Below are 24,135 nucleotides of genomic sequence, written 5' to 3'. Positions count from 1 at the left end.
AAACTTTATTTTTTCTTTTTTGTCTTACGTTCGTGTTCTAGCTTTTTTCTCTGGACTTTTGCAATAATACTTTCAAATTCAGAGTTGGAGTTGAATTTTCTTTTCTTCACCGGTTTCGAAGAAGATGGACGTTCGGTATTTTTAAGGGTTTTGGACGGTTTCTCTTCATTCATTTTCTTTAGCAATTTCGGGAGATCATCTTCTAGAATGGATTTTAGAAGGAGATCAAGGTCGACCAACTGATCTTTATTGCTACTTTTTTTAGACTTGATTGAATTTATCGCCTGTAATCTTTGAATTCTTGAACGTAAGCTTTCTCGTTCTTGAAGGGATTTCTTTGTTTCAGATTCCTTAGAAGATTCTTTAGACTTAGACTTCTTAGGCTCTTCGAAAGTGGACAGAAGGTCTTGTTGTGCTTTAGATGTATCGGACTTTTTAAATTCACTATTATTTTTGAATTCTGTATTACCTAATACCACTAGATTTGGAGTTACATCATAAATAACTTCTTCCTCAGTATAATCACCTGGAAGGTACTTTTCTTTGTCTTTGGCTAATTCAGATAAAACCTCCCATTTATTGGATTCGGTTAGAGTGATTCTGTCTAAGATGGCATCCAGTTCCGTGTTCATAAAATTCACTGGTTCGAAAACGACTTCTTTTACATGCTTATAAAACTCATTTGGAAATGCCATATCAATCCATAGTAACTCGAAGGTTTCTTGGTCGAGTGGATTTGCTTGGTGGTAGGCATCTATTACACCGCGAATCCATTCGAGATCCCAGGTTCCCATATCATCCATCGTACTTGTAATAATTTTTCGTAAGTCGCGAATCGGTAAATCATAAGAAACTCCATCCAAGTCGATTACCCAAATTCCACCAGGTCCTTGCTGTCCATTAGACCAGCCATAGTCTTGGTGAGCTAACCCCCAATGTGCTTCCCCTTTTGCAATCATTTTACGATAAGAGGATTGCTTGAATTTTTCATACATATCAAAGGCTTGCTGTTCAAATTTGTCTACAACAGAAAGTAAGTGTGGGCTAGCGACCGTTTCTGGGTAAGCGTGGGCAATATCTCGAAACCAACCTATTTTTTGAATCATTTTCTCGTAATATTGATTCCAGCGATACAGTCGAGAGGACTTTGCTGAGCCGGTTGGTGGAATATACCCCTTTGTATGACGATGGAATTCTCCAAGACCATAGCAAAGTGCAGAGGCGCCCTCTAAATCAATTTTCATTAGTTGTTCAAGAGGCGTGATCCAATCGGTAACAATCCATAACTTGCCTCCTGCCTGTACGTAGAGGTGATTTTCCTTTGTGGGAATAAGGGGGGCAACTCGTGCTCCCTGCCCAACAATATATACTTGCGCTCCAATACTAAACAAACTCCTCGTAGGCTGGCGGTGAAGTACCTTAATACTACGTGGTCCATGATTGGTCTCTATTTTCCAAATTGCTCCACCTTTATCGGGCTTCGAGGTGATAAGAGTCATTTCGGAGACGGTCATATCATAATGTGATATGACTTCATAGGCCATTTTCTCAAGCTCTGGTGGGACATATTGTTCTAGGTCTGCCTCGCTAGTGGCTGAATCGACTAGATCATCCCACGGTTCAATCGTATATTCATGCACATTTTTTTCCTCCAATCTCAAGACAAAAAACTAGCTTGCTTATTTATATGTGGGAGGGAAGGACATGGAATGGGGCATTCGTGGAGCTGTAGCCTAAGAACCGGGAAAAAAATGGTCTTTTATCTGTGTTTTGTGTATTGGATGAATGGGTGATCAAATGAAGGGGAATCTATACCATATAATTGATATTAACTAAGGGGCTATATTGAATGAAGGTATTATCGATGATTCAACCATGGGCAAGTTTATTCGTTCTAAGAGAAACACAATATGAAACTAGGACTTGGAGAACGAAATATCGAGGTCCACTAGCTATACATACTAGTAAAAAGGTGGACAGAAATTCTTGCAATCATCCGAACATTCATAACCTACTAGCGAAGCATGGTTATACAGCCAGTAACCTACCTACTGGAGTCATAATCGGTACATGTATCCTGAAAAATTGTATCAAAGTCGCTGAAAACCATAACACATGGGCACTCTTAGAAGACGGACGGATAGTTGAAGGAAATGATTTTTTTTTAGGGGATTATCGAGTGGGTGGTTATGTGTGGGAAGTCGAAAATATGAAGTTACTAGAAGAGTTCATACCTGCTAAAGGGAAGCTTGGAATTTGGGAGCATAATTAAGATTCTCAAAAATCATCTAAATAGGTTATAATTAAGACAGGTTGTGACAAAAATCAACATTTTTCACAAGATAAGCAGGAAAATCAAATAGGTAAAGAGAATGTATGAAGAATCGTTTGTGAATCGAAAAAGAATGAATAAAAGTATGGGGGATATAAGGTGCCTTATCAATTAAGTAATAATTTTAGGTTGTTTTCATTGAATTCAAACCGTAAGCTCGTTGAAGAGATGACGGAGATTTTAGGTTGTAAAATGGGAATTTGTTCTGTTACACAGTTTAGCGATGGAGAAATCCAAATTCATATTGAAGAAAGTGTCCGCGGCTGTGAGGTATTTGTTGTTCAATCCACTTCGTACCCTGTGAACGATAATATTTTAGAGCTTTTAATTATGATTGATGCGTTGAAAAGAGCTTCCGCGGGTGTCATTAATGTGGTAATTCCTTACTATGCTTATGGGAGACAAGATCGTAAGGCGCGTTCACGTGAGCCAATCACGGCTAAGCTAGTAGCTAATCTGTTAGAATCTGCTGGAGCAAACCGAATTCTTACCATGGATCTTCATACTCCTCAGTTACAAGGTTTCTTTGATATCCCAGTGGAACATTTAATCGGTGTACCCGTTCTTGCACAATATTTTATGGAAAAAGGGCTAGAAGATATGGTCATTGTAGCTCCACACAACGGTAGTATCGGAAGAACTAGAAAATTAGCCAATACCTTAAATGCCCCAATTGCTCTTATTGATAAAAGAAAGCCGGAAGAAGGCGGACAAGCAACATACGATGTGATCGGGAATGTAGAAGGTAAAAATGCAATCATTATTGATGACCTCATTGATACAGGAACAACTATCACGTTTGCAGCAAAAGCATTAGCTGAACACGGTGCAAAAGCCATCTATGCTGGCTGTACACACGCAGTCTTAACAGGGAACTCCATTGAAAAAATTGAACAGTCACCAATTAAAGAACTCGTTGTGACGAACACGATTGAACAACCTGAAGAAAAACAACTTGAGAAAATCACTTGCTTATCAGTTGCCCCATTGCTAGTAGAAGCAATTGACCGAATTCATAGTGAAAAAGCGGTAAGTCCATTATTTGAATAACAGAAAAACTCTATCCACTTGCAGTATTTTCAAGTACAAAAACTTAATTAGCAAACCAATTAGCAGTCCCATTCGCAACTGAATGGGACTGCAACTTTTTGCCAAAGGCTTTTGATAAATGTAATCGCTGGCAATTGGAAAAATATCTGTTGTTATTCATTGTTGACTTTTTCGCGGAGGTATAGGAATTCATAGGCGGAGAAATTCCGGTTAATGTGTATAGTAGGGGCTAAAGAAGCAGATTTAAGCGGAAATTTTCCGATTAACTTCTTTATTTATAGCTAAATCTAAAGATTAATTTCATATAAGCGGAAAAACTACGCTTAATTTTCGGGAAATGTTGCTATTTCCCAAAATTAACGGAATTCTTCCGCTTATTTTTTTTAAGTAGTTCTAATCTTATATGAGGAAATTATAAATAAGCAGAAGAATCCATCCTTTCACCAATGAATACATATATTGTAGCACCACATATGGTAAAATTGGGAAATAATAGTGTTTGTTTTGAGACGAAAAAACGGGAGGTGGATCAATGACTGTAGACTTTACTTTTAACCTAATTACCTTCATCCTAAATCTTATAGCGTGGGTAAGTATAGGATTAATCTCCTTTCGCATCTATCAAAAAAAGAAGATCAAACTAAAAGCTTGGAAAGTTATCGTCGTTTTATACATAGGACTATTTTCATTTAATATCAATTGGCCCATGTTTGATACGGTAGTAAAGATCCCTCTATTACCACTGGGTGTATGGATATTATATTTCATTCTAAAGAGGAAAGAAGGAAGATGGGAGACATACCGATCACATGCTTGGTTAGGTTTTGGGGCGAATGTTACTTTCATAGCAACGACGTTACTTGCTGTACCGTTGCAGCATGCATTCTATCCTGAAAAGGAAGCAACTACCTATCTATCAAGTATAGAAAATGCTTCTCTGCTTCAGATTCACCCTTCTGCTACAGAGCAAAAGATCAATAAAGTAGCATTAGGGAAACAACTCCCTAATATGACGGTTGAAATGGTATATAGTCAAGATTGGTATGAAGAGACCTATATGGAAATGGAATCTAACGAACGAGATGAACGATTCCCTTATCAGCTTACAGGGGTGAACGAAAAGTGGGGCAGTGGGAAAAGCCCAGTTATTTATATTGAAGGTGATGGAAAAGGATTATTAATTAAAACAAAGGAAAAGGAGTTTTATTTTAGATCAGCCGATTCGTTTCTTGAGGAGGTCCATTGATCATGAAAAAGAAGAATATGTGGCTACTCATCGCTTTCGGTGCAGTATCACTGACAACCTTTTTAGTTTATTGGTTCCTTTTTTGGCCGCCTAAACCATTTCCCTCTAATGAGCAAATCGTTCAAGAGATTAATAGGACCTATGAAGAAGCAGAAGCAAAGGTCATTCAAGATATCTTATTTGTTGACACACATCACGTGGTTGTCCCATATATTTCAGCCAATGAGGATTATGGACTATGCTACTGGAGCTGGAGGAATCATAAATGGCAAGTCTTAATGATCGATACAAAAGGTGAACCGAAAGTGTGGAAGGTAAACGGAAATGACCCTACTTCATTCGCTATTGTTTGGAATGTGCACCCGGACGATCAGCTGCAAGCGATTCAGTTTTACTTACTTAGGAATAGAAACTATGGGATGACTGATGGGGTGGAACATTATTCTCCAAGAATTCAAATGGAAAAGGAAATCTCATTAAGAGAAAAGTCTTATGGAATATTACAATTACCAAAGGATTGGGCTCTCGTTTTAAATTCAGTATTAATGGAAGATAGAGTAGGGCAATCCAGCTTGTTCTTCAATGATTTTTTTCCTTTGCAAAGTGCCTATTTTGGATGGCTCCCTTATGACCAGTGGGGAAAAGAGGCATTTCCAAAACAAACTGTAAATGGAAATACGTATGTGGTAGATGATATTGATCAGGAGCATGTGATGATATTAAATACAGTAGATTTAGAAATCCCGAAATAAAATTTAGGAAGGATCTCTCCAGCGAAAGGCCCTTCCAGAATTTAATAAAGTTAGATCCAACCTTTTGTCTTGGCAATACTTGCTGCTTCTGTGCGATTTTTAGCTTCAAGTTTTTGAATGATTTCCGATATATAGTTCCTTACAGTTCCAGAGGAAAGGTACAGCTCTGAAGTGATCTCCTTTGTGGTTTTTCCTAAGGAAGCCAATTGTAGAATTTGCTGTTCCCGTTCGGTAAGCGGATTTTCCTCACGGATTAAGTCAAAGGTAAGCTCTGGGCTGAATATCCGTTTTCCCGTCATGCACTTTCGGATGGCATCTGCTAACTCGTCAATCTCTCCATCCTTTAACAAGTATCCATGCACCCCGCTTTTAACCGCACGCTCGAAATAGCCAGGACGAGCGAATGTTGTTAAGATAATTACTTTACTGTGAGAGCCTCTCTGTGAAAGCTGTTCAGCAACATCCAATCCACTAAGTACCGGCATTTCTATATCCATCAAGCAAACATCTGGTTTTAATCTGAGGATGGAGGAGAGTGCTTCTTCTCCATTGACCGCTTGACCAATCACTTCCATATCTTTTTCTAAATCTAGAAGGGAGCCTAGTGCACTTAATAACATTTTTTGATCTTCAGCAATAAATAATCGAATCATACAATTGCTCCTCTTTGCTCTGCTTTTTTAATAATAGGGACAATAATTTTTAACATGGTTCCATGGTGGTTTTTAAGCCCGAGCCCACCATCGATCAGAGCAAGCCTTTCTTCCATGCCTCTTAACCCATTTCCAAAGAGTTTGTTTTTCTCTATGCCCATTCCATCATCGTGAATGGTAATGTCCATTTTTTCAGTAGATTGTGAGATAGATATGGTACAATGAGTTGCTTTGCTGTGTTTTACGACGTTGGTTGCAGCTTCTCGAATGCACATGCTCACAATGTTTTGTGTAACGGGTGGGATGTGAGAAAAGTCAGACGAACCATTATATTCGTACGTAATTTCAGCAGCTCTCAAAATTTGTTGAACTTGTAATAACTCCTCAGCGATCGTAATGGTTCTCATATCGGATACAAGCTCACGGACTTGCTTTAGAGCCGTCCGTGAAGTGACTTCCATTTCTTTAGCTTCCTTACGAGCACGATCGATATCTACTGCGACTAGTCTTTGAACTAGCTGACTTTTTAGAGTCAATAATGACAAGGTATGCCCAAGTGTGTCATGAAGATCCCTAGCAATACGCACCCTTTCTTCACGCTTCACTAATTCTTCAATATGCTGGTTTGCTTTTTCAAGCTTCTGTTCCAGCTCCATTCTTCGATTCATGGAGCGAATCCCAAATGGTGAAATGAACATTATGATCAGAAAAGGAACGAAATAAAGAATGTCTTTTGTAAAATGGATGTTACCTATGACAAAATGATAAACAAAAGGAGCTAATAAGACAGCAATTAGACTATAGAATGCTCGTTTAAATTTCACCTTTTCCCGGTAATACCCAATAAAGTTAGCTGGGAAGAATCCTAGAAATATATGATTTAAGTCGTAGAAACAACTAAAAATGAGAATAATCAACATTTGAACAGTTAGCCAATAAGTGAATTCCCTTTTTCCAGTTGTAAAATAGAGCTGCCGGTAGGTAATTAAAAACAGGAGTACCAATCCGAAACCAATGATTTGCTTCGTCCCAGTTTCCCCAAGTAAATAGTTAATCGGAAAAAGAACATAAATCAAAAATATGTAGGGGAAAAAGCCAAATTGCTTTGGAAAGATCCCGATTGACTTTTTCATATTTCATCACACCGCTTCTTGTTTACTTCGTATATACTTCGATAGTAACATGAACAAAGCAAGATAGGCGACCAATATCAGAAAATTTTTCCAATTGGGCATTCCGCCTTGGACAATCTCCCATGCACCACTCCCAAAATGAAAAGCGGGAAGTGATTTTCCAATTGTTTGCATCATCTCTGGCATGATCTCTAGTGGCATCCACATTCCGCCTGTAACCGCAAGAACCATGTATAACACATTGCTAATACCAGCGGCTGTTTCTACTTTTTTCATTAAACCAATTAATGTTCCAATAGCTAGGAAGGGTAAAGATCCGAATAAAATCCATATTCCGCTAGCAATCCATTCAAACGCAGAAAGGGATACGCCATTAATGATAGCACCGGAGGCAAAAATAACTGTAATGGAAAGCATATGAATGAAGGTTTGACCAACCATTTGAGCCGCAAAATATACACTTTGTGATAGTGGCGTCATGCGAATATACTTAGACCAGCCTTCTGCTCGTTCTTGAACCATTCGGATCCCGAGAGTCATAATGCTAGAACCCATGACGCTGAATACAGTCATGGACATTAAATAATGAGCGTCCCATGCCGAAGGATTTTCTGGATTCGTATTGACTACATTTGTGAAAATATAGTAAAAGATAATCGGCATGACTAAAGACCAAAAGAGAAAATACTTATTTCTCAGTATTCGTTTGATCTCCATTTTGCATTGCAACAAGAATATTTTCATTCTATATAACCTCCTTATTTGTACTGGTCAGCTGTTCAAAAGCATCTTCCAATTTTCCACGTTCGATTTGTATATCATGAGCGCCAAGCTTTTCTTGAAAGATAATCGCTAATACTTTGTCCGCGTTCGTCGAATTCACATAAATTCGACCGTTGTTTCGGGTGATTTGTTGAATTTCTGGATATTGATACAATTTTTCGAATGACATGTCAGAATCTAAGCTGAATGAAACGGTTTGGTTTGTTATCTTTGATTTAATTTCCGACGGTGTCCCATCAGCCACAATCTTTCCATCTTTAAATAGAAGAATCCGCTGTGCTGCATCATCCGCTTCCTGCAAATAGTGAGTAGAGAAAAGAATCGTCTTTCCTTGTTTGGCTAGGGCACGGATGGTTTGCCAAAACCGGTTTCTTGATGAGATATCCATACCTACAGTTGGTTCGTCAAAAATGATGAGATCGGGATTTCCGGCAAGTGCAAGGGCAAAGCTCACTCGACGCTTTTGACCTCCTGATAATTTTTCGGCCTGTGTTTTTAAATCTTGCTCAGTCAGACCGGTTAATTCAATAAGGTCCTTAAGCGAGCGAGGACTAGGGTAATAGCTTCGAATAAGTGTGAGTATTTCGTGAATCTTCAAGCCGGGCATCATACTTACTTCCTGCATCATCACACCAATTTTCTCACGTACAGTCTTGTTTTTGGGGTCCTGTCCAAGGATGTGGATGTCACCCGTTGATGGCTTTAGTAAACCTAATATTATGGATATCGTAGTTGTTTTTCCTGCTCCATTCGGTCCTAGAATGGCCACTATTTCTCCCTTATTTATTGAAAAATTGAGATGGTTAACAGCTGTCTTTTGCTGGAAAGATTTTGATACATTAGTCAAGCGAATGGCCTCGTTCATATTTGAACACCTCCTGATTTGATACATTCATTGTATAATCATGGAAAAGGTTATTTTAGTAAGTGATGTCATGAAAATCAGATGACAAATGTCATTTTTGCAAAGGTTCTTGAGCCTTATAGGAAATCATTTTAAAATGAAGGATATAAATGACGCAGATAAAGGTGAAGATATGATACACAACTATGCAGGTGAAACGATCAGTTACAATATAAATGTTAAAAAACGCAAATCAATTGGAATTTCTATTGATGCTTATGGAAATATTGAGGTCCAGGCTCCAAAAGGAACACCCAATGATTATGTGCTTCAATTTATCGAAGAAAAATGGGACTGGATTCAAGAGAAGTCTAAGGAAATGAAGGATAGAGCGCTTGGACCGCAGGAAAAGGTGTATGACCATGGTGAAAGTTTTCTTTATTTAGGGAACACCTACCCCATCCAAATCTTTCACGACGTCAGTCTTACGCAGAATCATGTGAAGTTCGAAAATCATAAATTGCATATCTATGTAAAAGAGTTAGAGGAAGAAATAATCAGACAGGCATTAAAGCGTTTCTACTATCAGCAATGTAAGACAATAGTAGAGAAGAGCATCAAGTCTTATCAAAGCAACTTTAAAATAAAGCCCAAGGGGGTCCGCATTAATGACAGCAATCGAACGTGGGGAACTTGTGATTCTAATCAGCAGTTAACTTTTAACTGGAAGCTTGCGATGGCACCACAAAAGGTAATCGATTATGTAGTTGTGCACGAAATGTGCCATATGTTGCATTTAAATCATGATCGTTCTTTTTGGAGACTAGTTGGGAAAATGATGCCTGATTATAAGGAACAAGAAAATTGGCTAGCTTTTTCGAGTTGGAAAATGACTGTGTAATAAGGTGAGAGTCTTCTTTTATGAAGGCTCTTTTCTTTTGTCATGAATATGGCGTGTTGTCCGCTTTATTATCAGGAAAAAAATAGAAGATTATGACACCATAATCGATTTAGAATCGTAGTATAGGTGAATTGTTCGTATCAGCATATAGAAGTTCCTTATCGAAATGGGGGAGGCACAAATGAATGCTAAAGAAATAAGTAATATGAGGTTAAAGCAGTTACTTGTGAGCAATATTCTTATATTTTCAAGTGTAATATTATTTTTCACTGTAGTTAAGATCGCTTCCATATCAGTCTCTCAATTTACCTTCGTTGTGGGCATAATTTTGGCACTTCAAGGAATTGTTGGGCTTGTAAGAGGTGACACAACCAAGTCAGTGATCCCCATTTTTGAAAAGGTAGCCGTTTATGAAAAGGGGAAAATGGGAAGTGAATGGTACAAAGAAAGGAAAACCAATTTTATTTGGAATATCATTCTAGGTGGCTTTATGTTTATGCAATCCTACTGGAACCGTCGTATGCCGGAGCAATCCTTTGAATGGGAGATCGCCTTTTTAATTACCGTTCTATTTATCATTCTATTAGTGATTAATATCGCTTCTATCATTCGTTTTCGTAAAATTGACACCTCCATAAATAGTACGGAATTTAAAGGTTATACGCGAAAATCAAACGCAATAGGAGTGGCAATAGGTATTATTCTCGCTATAATCCTTGGTGTAATCACCTTATCTTTTGTTTTTCTATAAGATAGCTAAGCGGCAAAGAAGGAATCCTTGCCGTTTAGCATCTTTACGTTTGGATGACCTTCCAATTATGATTGACGGTAGCTTTTACTATTCCATTCTTGGAAAAATAATTAGCAAGCAGTTCAGTCATGTCGGTTTGAATTTCCCTGATGACTTTCTTTCCTTTATACATAGAATAGTTTCCTCCACCGGTGGCTCGATAATTATTCATGACCACGTGATACCTTTGCTTCAGGTTCAAAGCTTCCCCATTCTTCATAAGAGAAACAATCCGTTCACCAACTGGTTTTCCCACGTCGATTGTGTATTGAATACCTTCCCACATATCGTAATTATAATGCTGTGGCTTTGGGTCAATGAAATGGGGATTCACGGCTATTTCTCCCTGATCGTTCACAATAAAATAAGTGGCGCTTTTTTCTAATCCGTCCTTTATATCCTGACCTGATAGCTCTATGACCATCAACGTATTTGGATAGATATAATTTGAAACAATATCTCTCATCGTTACGTTTGTTGGAAGGCCCATGACATGATTACTGAACAGAGCCGTGTTTGAGATATCAACGTTACTTGCTTCCATCTGTACATGGTTGATAAATTCTACGAAAGGATGTTCTTTTATACGAGCAAGAAAGGGATCTTTTATGATCATATCTCCTTGAATATGTCCGATGGGTTGATCGAGCCATGCTTGCGTTTTCTCTTCGTAAGGTAGAATCAATCGCAATATCTCCTCATCTTCTTTCCATTCCTTAACCGGAACAAGAGAGGCTTTTTTAGAAAGACACTTCCATTTATGATTTTGATCCATGGTAAACTCTATATCAACCTGCCCCATATAAGCTCCAAAGTTTCCAGGTTGAACGATGGTTACACCGTTTAGCTCATCGGCCAACAAGCGGTGTTGATGTCCCGTTAATAACACATCCATACCTTCTACTTCATGGCATAGTTGATAGGCTTGGTTTTCACCTGTGATTGCTTCGGTTGGTTCTCCCGTTTTTAGGTTTCTTTCAAAGCCGCCATGATAGGAAACAACGAAAAGATCAGGTTGTTCGTTTTCCTTAATGTGAGGAATCCACTTTTTAGCGCTTACCACAGCATCCTCAAATTCTAATCCTTCTATATTTTCTGCTTTTTCCCAGTTTGGGATATAAGGGGTGGTTAAACCTAAAATGGCCACCTTTATGCCTTCTGGGAGTATTTTTATGGTGTAGGGTTTTCCAAAAAAGGGTTCTTTTGTTTGATTGTTAAGTATATTGGCAGATAAAATGGGAAATTGAGCTTCAGAGACGCTTTGTTTTAAAGTAGACAGGCCATAGTTGAACTCGTGGTTTCCAATGATAGCTGCATCATAATGTAGTTGGTTAAAAGTTAGAATCACGGGATTGGGTAGATGACTTTGCTTTTTTACATAGTGATAGGTTAATGGTGTACCTTGAATGCTATCACCATTATCAATGAGAAGGAGGTTTTCTTCCGTTCTACGGAGGTGTCGGATATAGGAAGCGATTTTGGCTAAACCAATGGATTCGTATGTATTGGTTCCATATAAAATAGGGAAGATCTGTCCGTGGGTATCACTAGTTTCTACTATCGTAAGTTTTGCGTATTTATTCTGATTCATGACGCTCGCCCCTTTCCCTTTCATGGTGTCATTATACAGAAAAAGGTGCTTGACCACAAAGGTCAGCACCAATTAGATTATTGCCAGTCTGTATGAAAAATTCCCTCCCGATCATTTCGCTCATACGTATGTGCTCCAAAATAATCACGTTGGGCTTGTAAGAGATTCGCATGTGAACGACCGGTTCGATAGCTATCATAGTAGGTGAGGGAAGCACTTAAACAAGGGAAGGAGATTCCTGATTGAATACCCTCACAAACGATATTTCTTAATCCTTGTTGGTATTTCTTTACTTTCTCAGCAAAGAAAGGAGCAACAAGCAAGTTAGAAAGATGATGATTTTCTTTATAAGCTTCACTAATGACGTTCAGGAACTCGGCTCGAATGATACAGCCACCCCGGAAAATAAGTGCAATATCTTCTAATGGAAGATTCCAATCATACAGCTCTGAAGTCGCTTTATACTGGTTGAAGCCTTGAGCATATGCACAAATCTTCCCCATATATAAGGCTTGACGGACATATTCAATATAGATATCCTTGTTCCGTTTCAAGTGAAGAGTGGATGGACCTTCTAACATTTCTTCGGCAGCCACTCGTTCTTCTTTTAAAGAAGAGACATAACGAGCAAACAGGGATTCCGTAATGATAGAGGTAGCAATGCCATTGTCAATCGCTTGAATACTCGTCCATTTACCTGTTCCTTTTTGACCGACCTTATCTAGAATCACATCAATCAGTGGGAGTCCTGTTAAATCATCTCTTTTTCTTAAAATCTCAGTGGTGATTTCGATTAAGTAACTCTTCAATTCTCCTTGATTCCAAGTTTCAAAGATATCAGCAATTTCATCCACAGATAAAAGCAGGATATCTCTTAAAAATGAATACGCTTCGGTAATAAGTTGCATATCGGCATACTCAATTCCATTATGGACCATTTTTACAAAATGACCAGAACCCTTTGGTCCAATATATACACAGCAAGGAGTTCCATCTACCTGTGCAGCAATCTTTGTCAGAATTGGTGCGACCTTATCGTACACTTCCTGGTCTCCACCTGGCATGATGGAGGGGCCTGTTAATGCCCCAACTTCTCCACCAGAAATTCCAATTCCTAGGTATCCAATACCTCTAGTTTTTAGGTCCTGATATCTGCGTTCGGTATCTTCGTAGTGGGAGTTTCCACCATCCATGATAACATCGCCTGCTTCAAGATAAGGAAGCAAGGCTTGAATCACAGAATCAATCGGAGCACCCGCAGTGACCATAAGAAAGATTTTTCTAGGCGTTTCTAACGATTGAACAAAATTTTCAATTTCATAGAAAGGGTGGATAGACTGACCATCTAGTTTTTGAACAAGCTGATCAGTTAAGTCCCTTGTATAATTGTAGACGCTTACTTTCTCACCGTTATTTGCCATGTTTAAGGCGATATTGCTTCCCATGACTCCTAATCCAATGACACCAATGGTATTGTACATCTAACTTTCGACTCCTTTTAAACAAACAAGCTTAGTAATAAAATAAATCCTAATCCAGCTACAGAAATAATCGTTTCTAGCAATGTCCATGTAGCAAATGTTTCTTTCATACTTAAACCAAAATACTCTTTAAACATCCAGAAGCCCGCATCGTTTACGTGAGAAGCAATTAAGCTACCAGCACCAGTTGCTAGTACGACTAATGCAAGGTTTACATCCGTTTGACCAAGCATTGGAATGACTAATCCAGCTGTTGTTAGTGCGGCTACAGTAGCAGATCCTAATGAGATACGTAGAATCGCTGCGATGATCCATGCTAGTAAAATCGGTGATAAAGAAGTTCCCTTGAACAATTCAGCTACATAGTCACCTACGCCACCGTTGATTAATACTTGCTTGAAGGCACCGCCTCCACCAATGATTAATAGCATCATTCCGATGTGTGAGATAGCAGTTGTACAAGAATCCATCACGTTTTTGATTGGGATTTTTCTAGCTAATCCCATGGTATACACGGCAAATAATAAGGAAATTAACATCGAAGTACCTGCATTACCGATAAAGCGGATCATTGCTAGGAAACTATTATCCTCAAAGCCCATTGTTTTTTGAAGCAAAGTGATAATTGTAGCAATTGACATTAAAATTACTGGAAGTAAAGCGGTAAATACACTAATACCAAAACCAGGTGTGTCCTCAAGCTTAAATGTTTTTTGTTCTCCTAATGAAGCAATATTACCTGTTTTTGTAAATGAGGCTGGAACTAACTTCTTTGCAATCTTAGTGAATACTGGTCCAGCTAAGATAACGGTTGGAATAGCAATAATGAAACCATAAAGTAACACTTCACCAATATTTGCCCCATACTCACCAGCAATAACGGTTGGTCCTGGATGTGGAGGTAAGAACCCGTGTGTTACTGATAAAGCAGCTGTCATTGGAATACCAAGATACAGAATAGAGATCTTTAATTGTCTTGAAATCGCAAATACAATCGGAATTAATAAAACTAATCCTACTTCAAAGAATAAAGCGACACCGATAATGAATGAAGCGGCTACAACAGCCCATTGAATATTTTTCTCACCAAATTTGTTTACTAGGGTCATCGCAATTCGTTGTGCGCCACCAGAGTCTGCAATCAATTTACCTAACATCGCACCGAGTCCAAAGATTAATGCTAAGTGACCGAGCGTACCACCTAAACCTGCCTCAATGGTCGTAACGATTTCATCTAATGGCATACCAAGTGCTAAAGCAACCCCGAATGAAACGATGATTAATGAAATAAATGTGTTTAATTTTAACCCCATGATCAAAATAAGTAATGCAATAATTCCTACTCCGACGATAACTAATGGCATCGTAGTTTCCCCCTAAAATAATTTATTTTTGTATTAAGCCTCTTTGATAATTGGCAATTTGTTTATATTCATTTTCCAGCACTCTTGATAAGTTAATGAAAATCGGCAATAGCTGTCTATATTCTTTTACCGCCTCTTCATTCGGTGTGTGTTTGTAAGTGCTGCCAATCATTTCAGAAGCAATTTCAAATGACTCAATTTTTCCTGTTGCAAGTAAGCCTAAAATACAGGCTCCTAAGCATGAACTTTCATAGCTTTCTGGAACGACTAATTCAGATTCGAAAATATCAGACATCATTTGACGCCATACATTTGATCTAGCAAATCCTCCCGTTGCTTGAATACGAGTAACAGGACCCTCCATACATTCCATTAGAGCTAGAAAAACCGTGTATAAGTTGTAGATGACGCCCTCTAGAGCTGCACGAATCATATGCTCCTTTTTATGTGAGAGTGTTAAGCCAAAGAAGGATCCACGAACATCTGGATTCCAAAGTGGTGCCCGCTCACCTGCTAGGTAAGGATGGAAAAGCAAGCCGTCAGCACCTGGTCTGACGCGTTCCGCAATCTTCGTTAATACTTCGTATGGATCAATTCCTAGTCTTTTGGCTGTTTCAATTTCTGAAGAAGCAAATTCATCACGAATCCAGCGAAGAATCATTCCACCATTATTTACTGGCCCACCAATAACCCAGTGATTTTCTGTTAGTGCGTAGCAGAAAATTCGTCCTTTTTCGTCGGTCTGTGGCTTCTCAATAATCGTTCGAATGGCACCACTTGTACCAATCGTGACAGCGATTTCACCTTTGCGAATGGCATTCACTCCAAGATTGGAAAGTACCCCATCACTGGCCCCTATGACAAAAGGAGTTTTGGTATCTAGCCCCATTTGCTTTGCAAAGTCAGGATGAATGTCGCTGAAAACTTGTGTGGTTGGGACCAATTGTGACAGTTGATCTCTCGTTACACCTGCAATCGATAAAGCCTCCTCATCCCAATCCAGGGTCTGAAGATTCATCATGCCCATGGCAGAGGCGAGGGAATAATCAACCACATACTGGTCAAATAGCTTTTTGAAAACATATTCTTTTATCCCGATGTATTTCTTTGCTTTTGTAGCAATTTCAGCGCGATCATTCGTGATCCAAGCCATTTTACTTAATGGTGACATCGGATGAAGAGGTGTTCCTGTGCGTTTATACACTTCATGACCATTCAGTTCGGTTTTAATCTTATGCGTCCATGCTTCACTTCGATTATCCGCCCATGTGATACATGCCGTAAGAGGCTGGTCATTTGAATCGATAGCAATCACGCTATGCATCGCACTGCTGAATGAAACAAACGATATATTTTTTTGTGGGTTTTTCTTTGTGATGTTTGAAATGGCTTTCAAAACTGCTTGGAAAATTTCTTCTGGATCTTGTTCTGCTGTTGAAATATTGGGTGTGTAGAGAGGGTAGCCAAAATTCTCTGTTTGAATTACTTCACCTTTTTCAGTAAAAAGAACAGCTTTCGTACTGGTTGTTCCTATGTCTACACCTAACATATAGCTAGTCATTTTCCTTCTCTACTCCTTTAGAAAGCATTTGTTGTGACATCCAGAGATCATCTACTTTTCCTTGAACATCATCAAAATTTTGATGTAACGATTGAACCATGAGGGTTCTTTCCTTCGTTTGAATGGCTTCAATATATAATTCATGGTTTTTTATAATTCGATCAAAGTCTTCGTATTTTTCCTGGAAACGCGCTCTCATCGATAAAAGAATGAGGCTTTCCATGACGGGTCTTAAATTGTTCCATATCATTAGCATGTACGAATGGTTGATGGAACGAATAATGGTTTCATGGAATAGGAGATCCTGATAAGAGAACTCATCTGCATCTTGATACTTAATCGCGACTTTCATCATTTCGAGGATCTTGCTAAGTTCCTTTACTAATTCAGTCACATCCATTTTTACTAATCGTTCAAACACGAACGTTTCAATAAGTAAACGAACATCATATATTTCTTCGATTTCTTTTTCAGTTAATCCAATGACAACAGCACCCATTCGTTCTAGTCGGATGATGTTTTCTGATGCAAGTACTTTTAATGCTTCACGAACAGGTGAACGACTCACAGCAAAATCTGCAGCTAATTTATTTTCGGAAATAATGGCACCGCTTTCAATCAAACCAGAAATAATTCGCATTCTAAGCTCGCATGTCACGCGATCGCCAGCTGAAGCCTTGGAGAGCCATTTTGATGGATATAAAAATTTGTTAGATGTGGTCATTTCTACACCTTCCTGTTAATCAAGTATACTTGTATACAAGTATAATAAACTCTATCATTTAATTTTGCAAGCGCTTTTACAAAAAGAATAACTGGAATAAATATCAACTTAGGTGGTTATACCTTGGGGACAGGGAAAACAAAGATTTATTTTTAGGATCAAGAGAATATGAGATTGCCAGGTAGGAGGTCTGAACTGAAAGGGTGTCTGAATGAGGAGGTGATTCGGACAAGAACAGGTGATAGAAGGAGAACAGAGTCCGAATGAAGAGGTGATTTGGACAAGAACAGGTAATAGAAGATGAACAGAGTCCGAATGAGGAGGTGATTCGGACGAGAACAGGTGATAGAAGTAGAGCAGAGTCCGAATGAAGGGCTCATTCGGACAGGAACAGGTGATAGAAGTAGAGCACAGTCTGAATGAAGAGTTGATTTGGACAGGAACAGGTGATAGAAGTAGAGCACAGTCCGAATGAAGAGTTGATTCGGACAGGAACAGGTGATAGAACCAGAGCACAGTCCGAATGAAGAGTTGATTCGGACAGGAACAGGTGATAGAAGGAGAGGAGAGTCCGAATGAGAAGTTGATACGGCCAGGAACAGGTAATTGAAGGAGAGCAGAGTCCGAATGAGGAGTTGATACGGCCAGGAACAGGTAATAGAAGGAGAGGAGAGTCCGAATGAGAAGTTGATACGGACAGGAACAGGTAATTGAGGGAAAACAGAGTCCGAAAGAAGGGCTCATTCGGACAGGAACAGTCAGCAGGGCAGAACTGTGTCCGAATAAGCCTAGATTTAGGACTCAATATTGATTTTTCATAGATAATAAGTATCTTTAGTTTTTCCACAAGAGCTATAATTCTTTATTAATATCCTTGAAATGGTTTTCTTACTTAAATCAACTTTGCACCAATCATAAATGGCTTGAGTCGTAATTTTTTGTTCAGGAAATAGAAGTTTATATTCTTGCACGTTCCTTAAAACACCTAGATTAATTTTTTCTAGTTCTCCACACTTTTCACATACATAATCTTGGTGTTTGACGGATAAGAAAAAAGAGAAACAAGTTTTACAATATATTCCTTTTTGTAATTGATTGTAGTCATATTTTGGTAAAGTGGTGAATGGGTTTTTCGGTTGATGAAGTGAGAGTAATTTTTGAGCCAGATGCTTATGTCCATCATTTAACTTTGATGGAGTTCGATTTAAATCTTTTAAAAAGCGATCAACTTGAGTGGGTAAAATAAGAGGCTGATCCATTGGGGCTTGATACAAGGTGAACTCAGGGTTAATAAAGATCACAGAGGATTCAATAAGGTAGTTTAGTTTGAGGAATTGAAGCAATTGGCGGAAGAGAGTAGAACTTCTTTTTAACTGAATTACAGGATTTTTATATTCCCGTTTAGAAGTTACTGAGTAAAGCTTGTCCGATTCTAGGTAATAATCGCCTTGAAAATTTTTTATATCCAACAGGTAAATAGATGCCTGGGTAATAATAACTGAGTCAATTTGAAAATAGGAGTTATTGATTTCAAGCAGCAGGTCACTTAATACATACCTTTCTTCTTGGAGATTTTTTATTAGTTGGTCAAATTTCATCTCTCCCGCAAATCCCTTTTCAAGAATAGAATAATGAAACTTTGCCTTCTCTGTTAACTCCATACGTGTGTTTAATGATCGTAAAGTAAGTAACTCATCTGATTCGGTTCGACATTTCAGAAACATAATCAACTTCCTTTCTTCATTTCTAATCCTATTCTATAAAAAATTTTAAATCCTCCCTTTAATAGATTTGAACATTTACAGAACATTAACCAAATTTTTACCCCAACCCGGTTTTTGTTGGTGCTTAGATTTGCGACAATTATGAATGCGAATTTATCCTACATAAGTGATTCAACCAAAACAAATCCTATATTTGGGAGGTAAGTATATGTTAAAGTCAAAAGCAATTCTTGGGTTGGCAATGGTAGGTGGGGTATTAGCAGGAACACTACAGTTAAGTGGTACACCTGTGCTGGCAAAAAATGAGACACCAATACTTCACACAGAAAGTATCAACGGGAAGCTGAGCTATATCGGAAACTACCAGACCGGAATGAGCAACAAAGATGGTGGAATTGCCGAAATCGTAAAATACAACAAAGACAATCAAAAAATGTATCTCGTAAACGGTGCAGCACAATCAGTAGATATCGTTAGCATAGCGAATATGACATCCAACAATAAAACAGAATTCAAGATCGATACTCGCCTTGATATTGCTGCGATGGGACAGGCACATGGATTTACGAGCGGTGATATAACTAGTATTGATATCAATACAAGCGAAAAAATAATCGCGATCGCTGTACAAGGGGTGACGTACCAGGATAATGGAAGTATTGTCATATTGAATTATGACGGAAAGTACATAAAACATTTCGAAGCGGGCGTACAGCCAGACATGGTTACTTTTTCTCATGACTTTAAATACTTATTGTCTGCCAATGAAGGGGAGCCGCGGGAAGGGTACTCGGCAGCAGGAGTAATGGATCCAAAAGGTTCCATTACCATTATTGATATAAAAAAGGGTGTAAACAAAGCAACAGCTCAAACAATTGGTTTTGACAAGTTTGACTCCCAAGAGGCAAGAGCTACGCTTGTGGAAAATGGGGTATTATTGAAGCCTGATGCGGCCCCTTCTGTTGACTTAGAGCCTGAGTACATATCTGTTTCTGATAACAGTCGTTACGCATATGTATCTCTTCAGGAAGCTAATTCGGTAGCGACCATCGATTTAAAAACTCAAGAGATTATAAGTGTGAAAGGGCTTGGGTTTAAGGATCATAATGTAGAAGAAAACGCTCTTGATGCATTAAAGGATGGCCAAGTTAACCTCACCACCCAAAATTTATATGGCACCTACATGCCTGATGGAATTGACTCGCAAAAAATCGGTGGCAAGCGGTATCTCTTTACGGCAAACGAAGGCGATGGAAGAGAATGGGGGGAGTATGAGGATACAGGGTCTTATACATTCCCTGGCACCTCTTTTAAAATCGATACCATATTGAATACGGAAAGAGACGGACTTGAGGCTGATAAAACGTATATTTATGGTAGCCGTTCTTTTTCCATTTGGGATGCAGACACGATGGAGCAAGTCTATGATAGTGGAAGTGATTTTGAAAGAATAACAGGTGAGCTTTATCCTGAAGCCTTTAATTCGTCCAATAATAAAACAGAACTAGATTCTCGTAGTGGCAAAAAAGGGCCAGAGCCAGAAGATATAAAAGTGATGAAGGTAAATGGCAAAACATTCGCCTTTATCGGATTAGAAAGAACGGGCGGCATCATGATGTATGATGTCACAAATGTGCAAAAGGTAAAGTTTCATGACTATGTGAACTTAAGAGATTTCTCAGGTACAGATGTATCATCAAGTGGTGATCTCGCACCAGAAGGGCTCTGCTTGGTAGAAGCAAAGAATAGCCCAACTGGGAAGCCATTAATGCTCGTGGCGAACGAAGTATCTGGTAATGTAAGGGTTTTTGAAATCAATGGAAGATAAGTTTACTAAAAACAGAGACCTTCTTGTAAGGTTTCTGTTTTATTTTGTAAGAATAATGAAACTTATCAGAATAATATCTGTTAGATTTTCTTACAGAATTGTTGGTCGTCTGAGAAAAGGGTGATATTGTTGTTTCTATAGAAAATGACCATATAAAGAGAGGATTACAACTGACATGGTAATGAGTCTCACCTTAGATCAGGTAACAAATCTAACGTATGAACATCTTGCGATAATCAAAAACATGTCTACTAATCTTCAAGTAATAGCTGATATTTCTCAAGCAGATGTATTTATCGACTGTTTATTACCCGGGGGGAAAGAAGCCATTGTGGTGGCTGAAGCCAATCCGAATACTGCAACCTCATTATATAAGAAAAGCGTGGTAGGACAGGTGGCAGTAGAAGAAGCGGAACCAGGAGTCCTATTTAGTTTGAAAAATGGGAAACCGGTCATTGGTTCAAGGGGAATATCTCAGGAAAACATCGTCATGCAGCAGGATATTGTCCCTATTACAGATAGTGATGGAATGACGATAGCTGTTTTAATAAAAGAGCGGGACATTTCAGAAATCATCCGAAATGAACGAAAAGTAAAGTCCCTAATGGAAACAACTAATAGTCAAGAAAAGCAAAGGTTGGTGCAGTCTCTTGTCGTGCAAGAAATTCACCATCGTGTAAAAAATAACTTACAGGTTATCTCAAGTCTACTACGACTACAAATGAGAAGATCTCCTTCACAAGAGGTAAGGGAAGTTTTTGAAGATAGTCTTTCGCGAATTGCAAGTATGGCGCTTGTTCACAATTATTTAGCAAAGGATGGCTTAGATGAAGTAGATGTCAAATTTGTAATGGGGCAAATTGCGACACTACTAGTCTCTTCATCATCTATTCCAGGACAGGATATTCAAGTTTCTGTTCAGGGAGAAACATTATTTTTACCATCAGACAAGGCTACGTCTCTTGCGCTTGTTGTTAATGAATTGATCCAGAATGGGTTAAAACATGCTTTCCATTCTCGTGAAAATGGAAAAATAGACATTTCCATTAATAGTAGAAAGCAAATGGTCTATATCATTGTATCTGATGATGGTTCGGGGATGGCAGAACAGTCCGATGATCAACCTTCATCCTCCTTGGGATTACAGTTGGTAAGAATGCTAGTTGAAGAGGAGTTAGAGGGAGTGATATCTTTCTTTCCTTCAACTCGAGGGACAAAAGTGTCGATTATGTTTCCAATCATAGATAGGGTGATAAAATGATTCAAGAAAAAATACTTGTAGTTGATGATGAACCCATTACGAGGATCGATATTAAAGAAATTCTTCAATGCAAAGGGTACGTGGTGGTTGGAGAAGCAAAAAATGGGGAAGAGGCGGTAGAGAAAGCATATGCTTTGGAACCAGACCTCATAATAATGGATGTGAAAATGCCGAAAATGGATGGAATCAAGGCTTCGTCTATTATAAAAGGATTCTCAAATACCTCCATTCTTCTTCTCACAGCCTTTAGTCATGATGAGCTTATTGATCAGGCGAAAGAGGTTGGCATAAATGCCTATATCGTCAAACCAATCACAGAAAAAGACCTTATCCCTGCTGTTGAAATTGCTCTGTTTCAGCGACAACAAAGCCTTCGCTTACATAACAAGATCGGGAAATTAGAGCAACAAATGAAGGATCGAAAACTGATTGAAAAGGCGAAAGGTAGTTTAATGGCACAATTAGAATGTACCGAGGAGCAAGCTTATCGCCATATGCAAAAAGAGAGCATGGAAAAACATATTCCGTTAGCTAAATTAGCTGAGAGCATGCTAGAGAAAAGTAAATAAACATCCAAAGCAACGGCGCTTTGAATTAATTTCACCATCTTTTTATTGGAGGGGAATTGATTTAAGGCGCTTTTTATTTTTCAGGGGGGTGGAGAAGTTGGGAAATTGGATCACAAGTATCGGACTAGATATTGGAACCAGCACCACAAAATTTATTGTAAGTCATCTATCAATTGCGGAACAAGGTAGTCCTTTTCATTTGCCAACCTCTCAAATTATTGACCGTACAGTTGTGTATGAAAGTTCCATCTACACAACCCCCTTAACATCCAATCAAGATATTGATATGCCAAGTTTGGCGACCATTCTTTCAAAGGAATATGAGCAATCTGGTATTCATTTTAAGGATGTTAAAGCGGGGGCCGTCATTATTACAGGTGAAACCGCGAGAAAAGAAAATGCGGAAAAAATTATTAACTATTTAGCTGACCGAGCGGGGGATTTTGTCGTTGCCACAGCAGGGGCAGACCTAGAAGGCATATTAGCTGGAAAGGGTTCTGGTGCAAAGGAGCGTTCAGAAGAAATTGAAGGAATTGTTGCCAATGTGGATATAGGGGGAGGAACGGCCAATGTTGTTCTGTTTGAAGCTGGTCGAACACTTCAAACCTTCACCTTTCATCTAGGCGGAAGACTAATCCGAATCAATGACCAAGAGGAAGTCGAGTACATTTCGGAATACCTAAGGCCCTGGCTGGAAGCGAACCACTTTTCCACTCAAACAGGTGGAGGCATTACATTTAATGAGCTGAAGAATATTTGTACACGTATGAATCAAAGCTTGATTTCCTTTCTCTCTGGTGAGCCAAAATATCATGCAGGTTTGTTGCTTCTTGAACCAATGAATCAACCACTCCCGCCAATAAATGAGGTGATTTTTTCCGGTGGGGTTGGACATATGATGGCTGAGAAAGAGCCCGTTCAGATGAGTGAGGTGACAACGTTTGGTGATATCGGTCCGTTACTTGCTTCCACACTATGGAAGGAAAGCAAGGTGTCGGGATTAAACATAACTGAGGCGAAGGAAACGACAAGAGCAACTGTCATTGGAGCAGGTATGCAAAATACGGAATTAAGTGGGGCGACGATCTATGTTCATGAAGACCTGTTACCCCTTAAAAATCTTCCAATCGTACGAGTCATGGTAGACACACTAGACTTCAATACCGTAGCTTTTTCCAACCAGCTAGATGATGTAATGAAACAAGCGAGAAAGCTTTATGAAGTGCAGGATCCACCATTAGCTCTAGGTTTATTAGGAAGAGAGTACTGCTCTTATCAAACGATGAAGTCTATGACCAATACCATTTATCAACTCTACCATCACCATTTCCCGAATGCTACTTGCCTTGTCGTCATTTGTGAAAGGGATATAGGAAAGGCGCTCGGTCAATCGTTAAAGAAGACGAGTCATGAAGGAATGCAAATTATTTGTATCGATCAGGTAGATTTTCTACACGGAGATTATATTGATTTGGGATTACGCATAGCGGGGGAAGCGATCTCTCTATCAGTGAAAACTCTAGCTTTTGGATAACGAGGAGGAACCTA

General features: G+C 38.8%; 21 protein-coding genes. 10 read left to right on the top strand and 11 right to left on the bottom strand.

The genetic code is table 11. The annotated features are described in order from the left end of the window. Nucleotides 1–5: 5 nt before the first annotated feature. Complete coding sequence (locus ACFFHF_RS09055) at nt 6–1,640, bottom strand: CotS family spore coat protein (RefSeq protein ID WP_377057907.1); 1,635 nt, start codon at nt 1,638–1,640, stop codon at nt 6–8. Between the two features lie 209 nt (nt 1,641–1,849). Here ACFFHF_RS09055 and ACFFHF_RS09050 point away from each other — a divergent pair, with 209 nt between their 5' ends. The 4 genes from ACFFHF_RS09050 to ACFFHF_RS09035 all read left to right on the top strand — a co-directional run bounded on the left by ACFFHF_RS09050 (nt 1,850) and on the right by ACFFHF_RS09035 (nt 5,380). Further along, a complete protein-coding gene (locus tag ACFFHF_RS09050) occupies nt 1,850–2,272 on the top strand; it encodes an ASCH domain-containing protein (protein ID WP_377057906.1) in 423 nt (140 codons plus the stop codon). 159 nt (nt 2,273–2,431) lie between these two features. Beyond that, nucleotides 2,432–3,382, top strand: a complete 951-nt coding sequence (locus ACFFHF_RS09045; RefSeq protein ID WP_340902484.1) for a ribose-phosphate diphosphokinase — start codon at nt 2,432–2,434, stop codon at nt 3,380–3,382. Between the two features lie 532 nt (nt 3,383–3,914). Further along, the gene (locus tag ACFFHF_RS09040) at nt 3,915–4,628 is read left to right on the top strand and encodes a hypothetical protein (protein WP_340902485.1); all 714 of its coding nucleotides are present in this window, start codon (nt 3,915–3,917) and stop codon (nt 4,626–4,628) included. 2 nt (nt 4,629–4,630) lie between these two features. Beyond that, nucleotides 4,631–5,380: a hypothetical protein gene (locus ACFFHF_RS09035; RefSeq protein ID WP_340902486.1), complete on the top strand. Its 750-nt coding sequence runs from the start codon at nt 4,631–4,633 to the stop codon at nt 5,378–5,380. 50 nt (nt 5,381–5,430) lie between these two features. Here ACFFHF_RS09035 and ACFFHF_RS09030 read toward each other — a convergent pair whose 3' ends face one another. The 4 genes from ACFFHF_RS09030 to ACFFHF_RS09015 are packed head-to-tail and all read right to left on the bottom strand — an operon-like array spanning nt 5,431 to nt 8,814. Continuing rightward, a complete protein-coding gene (locus ACFFHF_RS09030) occupies nt 5,431–6,033 on the bottom strand; it encodes a response regulator (protein WP_340902487.1) in 603 nt (200 codons plus the stop codon). Beyond that, on the bottom strand, nt 6,030–7,166 hold the full coding sequence (locus ACFFHF_RS09025; RefSeq protein WP_340902488.1) for a histidine kinase: 1,137 nt from the start codon (nt 7,164–7,166) through the stop codon (nt 6,030–6,032). Before ACFFHF_RS09025 ends, ACFFHF_RS09030 begins: the two co-directional genes overlap by 4 nt. Nucleotides 7,167–7,172: 6 nt before the next feature. After that, nucleotides 7,173–7,910: an ABC transporter permease gene (locus ACFFHF_RS09020; RefSeq protein ID WP_340902490.1), complete on the bottom strand. Its 738-nt coding sequence runs from the start codon at nt 7,908–7,910 to the stop codon at nt 7,173–7,175. 1 nt (nt 7,911) lies between these two features. Further along, nucleotides 7,912–8,814 (bottom strand): ABC transporter ATP-binding protein, encoded by a 903-nt coding sequence (locus tag ACFFHF_RS09015; RefSeq protein ID WP_340902492.1) that lies wholly within the window; start codon nt 8,812–8,814, stop codon nt 7,912–7,914. A 172-nt stretch (nt 8,815–8,986) separates the two neighbouring features. Between ACFFHF_RS09015 and ACFFHF_RS09010 the strand changes: the two genes are divergently transcribed. Together ACFFHF_RS09010 and ACFFHF_RS09005 are read left to right on the top strand one after the other, a co-directional pair. Further along, nucleotides 8,987–9,694, top strand: a complete 708-nt coding sequence (locus ACFFHF_RS09010; RefSeq protein ID WP_377057931.1) for a M48 family metallopeptidase — start codon at nt 8,987–8,989, stop codon at nt 9,692–9,694. A gap of 181 nt (nt 9,695–9,875) precedes the next feature. Beyond that, the gene (locus ACFFHF_RS09005; RefSeq protein ID WP_340902494.1) at nt 9,876–10,445 is read left to right on the top strand and encodes a hypothetical protein; all 570 of its coding nucleotides are present in this window, start codon (nt 9,876–9,878) and stop codon (nt 10,443–10,445) included. 43 nt (nt 10,446–10,488) lie between these two features. On the opposite strand, the gene ACFFHF_RS09000 is transcribed toward ACFFHF_RS09005, so the two are convergent. The 6 genes from ACFFHF_RS09000 to ACFFHF_RS08975 all read right to left on the bottom strand — a co-directional run bounded on the left by ACFFHF_RS09000 (nt 10,489) and on the right by ACFFHF_RS08975 (nt 18,929). Next, nucleotides 10,489–12,075, bottom strand: coding sequence for a bifunctional metallophosphatase/5'-nucleotidase (locus ACFFHF_RS09000; protein WP_340902495.1), 1,587 nt, complete (start codon nt 12,073–12,075; stop codon nt 10,489–10,491). Between the two features lie 77 nt (nt 12,076–12,152). Continuing rightward, complete coding sequence (gene gnd, locus ACFFHF_RS08995; RefSeq protein ID WP_160547315.1) at nt 12,153–13,556, bottom strand: decarboxylating NADP(+)-dependent phosphogluconate dehydrogenase; 1,404 nt, start codon at nt 13,554–13,556, stop codon at nt 12,153–12,155. Between the two features lie 17 nt (nt 13,557–13,573). Next, a complete protein-coding gene (locus tag ACFFHF_RS08990; RefSeq protein ID WP_340902498.1) occupies nt 13,574–14,920 on the bottom strand; it encodes a GntP family permease in 1,347 nt (448 codons plus the stop codon). Nucleotides 14,921–14,942: 22 nt separating this feature from the next. Beyond that, nucleotides 14,943–16,481, bottom strand: a complete 1,539-nt coding sequence (gntK, locus tag ACFFHF_RS08985; RefSeq protein WP_340902500.1) for a gluconokinase — start codon at nt 16,479–16,481, stop codon at nt 14,943–14,945. Then, on the bottom strand, nt 16,474–17,205 hold the full coding sequence (locus ACFFHF_RS08980; protein ID WP_160547318.1) for an FCD domain-containing protein: 732 nt from the start codon (nt 17,203–17,205) through the stop codon (nt 16,474–16,476). The genes gntK and ACFFHF_RS08980 overlap by 8 nt, the downstream gene beginning before the upstream one ends. Before the next feature lie 815 nt (nt 17,206–18,020). Next, a complete protein-coding gene (locus tag ACFFHF_RS08975) occupies nt 18,021–18,929 on the bottom strand; it encodes a nuclease-related domain-containing protein (RefSeq protein WP_340902504.1) in 909 nt (302 codons plus the stop codon). A 208-nt stretch (nt 18,930–19,137) separates the two neighbouring features. Here ACFFHF_RS08975 and ACFFHF_RS08970 point away from each other — a divergent pair, with 208 nt between their 5' ends. The 4 genes from ACFFHF_RS08970 to ACFFHF_RS08955 all read left to right on the top strand — a co-directional run bounded on the left by ACFFHF_RS08970 (nt 19,138) and on the right by ACFFHF_RS08955 (nt 24,121). Then, nucleotides 19,138–20,757 carry a choice-of-anchor I family protein gene (locus ACFFHF_RS08970; RefSeq protein WP_377057905.1) on the top strand — a complete coding sequence of 540 codons (1,620 nt, stop codon included), beginning with the start codon at nt 19,138–19,140 and terminating at the stop codon, nt 20,755–20,757. Between the two features lie 175 nt (nt 20,758–20,932). Beyond that, nucleotides 20,933–22,018, top strand: coding sequence for a GAF domain-containing sensor histidine kinase (locus ACFFHF_RS08965; protein WP_377057904.1), 1,086 nt, complete (start codon nt 20,933–20,935; stop codon nt 22,016–22,018). Then, nucleotides 22,015–22,587 carry an ANTAR domain-containing response regulator gene (locus ACFFHF_RS08960; protein WP_340902508.1) on the top strand — a complete coding sequence of 191 codons (573 nt, stop codon included), beginning with the start codon at nt 22,015–22,017 and terminating at the stop codon, nt 22,585–22,587. The genes ACFFHF_RS08965 and ACFFHF_RS08960 overlap by 4 nt, the downstream gene beginning before the upstream one ends. A gap of 97 nt (nt 22,588–22,684) precedes the next feature. Beyond that, the gene (locus ACFFHF_RS08955) at nt 22,685–24,121 is read left to right on the top strand and encodes an ethanolamine ammonia-lyase reactivating factor EutA (RefSeq protein WP_340902509.1); all 1,437 of its coding nucleotides are present in this window, start codon (nt 22,685–22,687) and stop codon (nt 24,119–24,121) included. The last annotated feature ends 14 nt before the right edge of the window (nt 24,122–24,135 follow it).

It is taken from the genome of Robertmurraya beringensis (genome assembly GCF_042433785.1).
GTDB lineage: Bacteria > Bacillota > Bacilli > Bacillales > Cytobacillaceae > Robertmurraya_A > Robertmurraya_A beringensis.
This window is presented reverse-complemented; position numbering and strand designations above follow the sequence as displayed.

Coding starts and splice junctions, on each gene's coding strand:
- ACFFHF_RS08975 (WP_340902504.1), bottom strand. CDS start 18,929: ATGTTTCTGAAATGTCGAACCGAATCAGATGAGTTACTTACTTTACGA.
- ACFFHF_RS09010 (WP_377057931.1), top strand. CDS start 8,987: ATGATACACAACTATGCAGGTGAAACGATCAGTTACAATATAAATGTT.
- ACFFHF_RS08980 (WP_160547318.1), bottom strand. CDS start 17,205: ATGACCACATCTAACAAATTTTTATATCCATCAAAATGGCTCTCCAAG.
- ACFFHF_RS09005 (WP_340902494.1), top strand. CDS start 9,876: ATGAATGCTAAAGAAATAAGTAATATGAGGTTAAAGCAGTTACTTGTG.
- ACFFHF_RS08960 (WP_340902508.1), top strand. CDS start 22,015: ATGATTCAAGAAAAAATACTTGTAGTTGATGATGAACCCATTACGAGG.
- ACFFHF_RS08965 (WP_377057904.1), top strand. CDS start 20,933: ATGGTAATGAGTCTCACCTTAGATCAGGTAACAAATCTAACGTATGAA.
- ACFFHF_RS09050 (WP_377057906.1), top strand. CDS start 1,850: ATGAAGGTATTATCGATGATTCAACCATGGGCAAGTTTATTCGTTCTA.
- gntK (WP_340902500.1), bottom strand. CDS start 16,481: ATGACTAGCTATATGTTAGGTGTAGACATAGGAACAACCAGTACGAAA.
- ACFFHF_RS09040 (WP_340902485.1), top strand. CDS start 3,915: ATGACTGTAGACTTTACTTTTAACCTAATTACCTTCATCCTAAATCTT.
- ACFFHF_RS09020 (WP_340902490.1), bottom strand. CDS start 7,910: ATGAAAATATTCTTGTTGCAATGCAAAATGGAGATCAAACGAATACTG.
- ACFFHF_RS09015 (WP_340902492.1), bottom strand. CDS start 8,814: ATGAACGAGGCCATTCGCTTGACTAATGTATCAAAATCTTTCCAGCAA.
- gnd (WP_160547315.1), bottom strand. CDS start 13,556: ATGTACAATACCATTGGTGTCATTGGATTAGGAGTCATGGGAAGCAAT.
- ACFFHF_RS09025 (WP_340902488.1), bottom strand. CDS start 7,166: ATGAAAAAGTCAATCGGGATCTTTCCAAAGCAATTTGGCTTTTTCCCC.
- ACFFHF_RS09000 (WP_340902495.1), bottom strand. CDS start 12,075: ATGAATCAGAATAAATACGCAAAACTTACGATAGTAGAAACTAGTGAT.
- ACFFHF_RS09035 (WP_340902486.1), top strand. CDS start 4,631: ATGAAAAAGAAGAATATGTGGCTACTCATCGCTTTCGGTGCAGTATCA.
- ACFFHF_RS08970 (WP_377057905.1), top strand. CDS start 19,138: ATGTTAAAGTCAAAAGCAATTCTTGGGTTGGCAATGGTAGGTGGGGTA.
- ACFFHF_RS09030 (WP_340902487.1), bottom strand. CDS start 6,033: ATGATTCGATTATTTATTGCTGAAGATCAAAAAATGTTATTAAGTGCA.
- ACFFHF_RS08990 (WP_340902498.1), bottom strand. CDS start 14,920: ATGCCATTAGTTATCGTCGGAGTAGGAATTATTGCATTACTTATTTTG.